General features: G+C 75.1%; 3 protein-coding genes. 1 reads left to right on the top strand and 2 read right to left on the bottom strand.

The window, feature by feature from the left end; translation table 11 throughout:
• Together ACIQOV_RS41455 and crcB are read right to left on the bottom strand one after the other, a co-directional pair.
• A partial coding sequence (locus ACIQOV_RS41455) for a DUF190 domain-containing protein (protein WP_401056325.1) occupies window positions 1-366 on the bottom strand: 366 nt, incomplete at its 3' end.
• Entirely contained in the window at window positions 363-902 is a 540-nt protein-coding gene (crcB, locus tag ACIQOV_RS41450) for a fluoride efflux transporter CrcB (RefSeq protein WP_401056323.1), read from the bottom strand. The genes ACIQOV_RS41455 and crcB, both read right to left, overlap by 4 nt.
• 70 nt (window positions 903-972) lie before the next feature.
• Here crcB and ACIQOV_RS41445 point away from each other — a divergent pair, with 70 nt between their 5' ends.
• Window positions 973-1314, top strand: coding sequence for a metallopeptidase family protein (locus tag ACIQOV_RS41445; RefSeq protein ID WP_359897958.1), 342 nt, complete (start codon window positions 973-975; stop codon window positions 1312-1314).
• Window positions 1315-1379 lie beyond the last annotated feature (65 nt).

Raw genomic sequence — 1379 nt, 5'->3', positions numbered from 1 at the left:
GCCCGGCCCCCGGCCCGAACCCTCCTCCGCCCCGCGCCCCGCGTAGGTGACCACCTCGCAGCGGTCCAGCAGCACCAGCCCCTCCGCCACCATCCCGTCCAGCTGCGGCAGGAACGCCCGCACCCGCTCCTCCTCGTCCACGATCACCACCGCCACCGGCAGGTCCTCGCTCAGTGACAGCAGCCGCGTGGTGTGCACCAGCGACGAGGCCCCGAACCCCTCGATGCCCCGGAACACGCTCGCCCCGGCCAGCCCGGCCTCCCGGGCCCGGTGCACGATCTCGCTGTACAGCGGTCGGTGGTGCCAGCGGTCGCTCTCCCCGATCAGCACGGTCAGCCGCAGCGCCGGCCCGCCCAGTCGGCTCATCGCACACCCCCGGCCCGCTCCGCGGCGCCCCGCCCGGCCCCGCGGCGGACGACCCGGTGGATCAGACGCCGGGTCAGCCCGGCCGCCGCCCACACCGCGAGCAGCGCGCCCACCAGGGTCAGCCCCAGGTACGCCAGGGCGGGCCCGGTCCGGCCGCCCTCCAGCAGGCGGCGGATGTCCACCGCGTACGTCGAGAAGGTGGTGAACCCGCCCAGCACGCCGGTGCCGAAGAACGGCCGCACCAGCGGATGCGCCTGGCGCCCCTCGGTGATCACCACCAGGAACACCCCGATCACCGCGCAGCCGACCACGTTGACCAGCAACGTCGTCCAGGGGAAGGCCGTCGGGCCGGTCTGCCAGCCGAGCCCGGCCGCGTACCGCGCGGACGCGCCGATCGCCCCGCCCGCCGCGACCACCGCCACCGCCCGCCCCTGCCCGCGCAGCACCGGCGGCCGGCCGGGCCGGCGGGCCCGCGCCGCGGCGCCGTCCACGGTGCCGCCCGCGGCGTCGTCCACGGCCCCCTCCGAGGTCGTCATAGCCCCATCAAACACCGGGCTCCGCCACCTGGCACACCGTCATCCGACACCGGACAATGATCCGGTGGAGATGACCCGGGAAGAGTTCGAGACGCTGGTCGGCGACGCCCTCGACCAGATCCCCCCGCACCTCGCGGCCATGATGGACAACGTCGCGGTCTTCGTCGAGGACGAGCCCGACCCGAGCGACCCGGAGCTCCTCGGGCTCTACGAGGGCACCCCGCTCACCGAGCGCGGCGAGTGGTACGCGGGCGTCCTGCCCGACCGCATCCTGATCTACCGCGGCCCCACCCTGCGCCACTGCGAGACCCGCGAGCAGGTGGTCGAGGAGGTCCGCACCACCGTCATCCACGAGGTCGCCCACCACTTCGGTTTCGACGACCACGAACTCGACGAACTCGGCTGGTCCTGACCCCCGGCCACCGGTGTCAGCGCGGGGAGTTCGGTCCGGCAGCGGTCCTGGGCGCGCGGGCAGCG

It is taken from the genome of Kitasatospora sp. NPDC091257, from assembly GCF_044757675.1.
Taxonomy (GTDB): Bacteria; Actinomycetota; Actinomycetes; order Streptomycetales; family Streptomycetaceae; genus Kitasatospora; species Kitasatospora lactacystinica.
The sequence above is the reverse complement of the archived record's forward strand: the minus strand, read 5'-3'. Positions and strand labels throughout refer to the sequence as shown.